Here is a 1,193-nt window from a genome sequence, read left to right as displayed (position 1 = left end):
GCTGAATACCATTTGAAAAACCATAGTCGCTCGTTTACGCCTGACGAACAGGTGCAGGCTCGCTATATCTATTTACTTGAAATAAGGATGGTAAGCAAAAAAAGTGCGTTAATAATTATCAATGTACCGAAGATTAGACTCGTTTTATTTTCTCTAATGAACCTCATACTACCACCCCATAAGCTTAAATTTATCTTGTTCTTTTTTTGAAAATGAATGTATTCTTTAGAATTTACTTCTACTTATAATTATCAAGGTTTTGCTTCAAGAATTCTACTTTTTTTTTTGGAAATTGTATTTTTTTTGTGTACAGGTCTATTTGCCTGGCCCTGGCATACGTGTCAATCGCATTAGCGCATAATATCGAAATATTTGTTGAAATTTGTAATCAGGTCCATTTTTGATATAGAATATAGGCAGAGAGAAGTTTAAGTTATACTTTCGACTTATACAGGATCTATATCACAAATGACACGGGAGGTTTATACAATGAGCACATTGAACAAATTTCAATCTTGGCTTTCAAGCACGAGTTCTAACCTAAAGGATCAAGTCAAAAAGTACAAAAACAAAGACCTTATGGACGCGATTGTAGCTGGCTGCGCTGTAGTTTCAGTTGCAGATGGAACGGTTAGTGCGGAAGAAAAGCAAAAGATGGCTGGATTTCTTGGCAGATCTGAGGATTTAAAGGTCTTCAATATGACAGAGGTCATCGATCGTTTTAACCATTTTTCAGGTAACATGGATTTTGATATCATGGTTGGCAAGCAAGAGGCGCTTCGCGCAATTTCAAAGTTCAATGGTAAACCGGAAATCGGTCGTGTAATCGTTGGGGTATGTTGTGCAGTAGCTTCATCCGACAACAACTTTGATGAGCAGGAAAAAGCGGTTGTTCGTGATATTTGCAACGTACTGGGTTTAAGCCCAAGCGAATTCTCACTATAAGATGGACTAACGATACAGCGGAATACCTCTTATTTACAGGCTAAAAAGTGCCAAATAAGAGGTATTTTGCATTTTTTGTTGAATAGTGTGTTGAATAGATTATCGATCACAAATTTTATTGGAACTTACAAACCATTTGGACGTATTACAGAGTAGAACTTATGTAAGTTTACCTTCAAACATGTTTTTTACTAATAGTAAAACCCAATGAAAGGGGGTGCAAAATACTATGGCTATCTCTCTCGTAA

1 protein-coding gene is annotated in these 1,193 nt (G+C 36.3%); it reads left to right on the top strand.

Annotation, left to right across the window (positions count from 1 at the left end):
* Positions 1–489: 489 nt before the first annotated feature.
* Complete coding sequence (locus AC1DWN_RS34055; protein ID WP_477563233.1) at positions 490–945, top strand: tellurite resistance TerB family protein; 456 nt, start codon at positions 490–492, stop codon at positions 943–945.
* The last annotated feature ends 248 nt before the right edge of the window (positions 946–1,193 follow it).

Source organism: Paenibacillus sp. P4_A7 (assembly GCF_056402455.1).
Note: the sequence above shows the minus strand (reverse complement) of the source record. Positions and strands in the feature narration are given on the sequence as shown.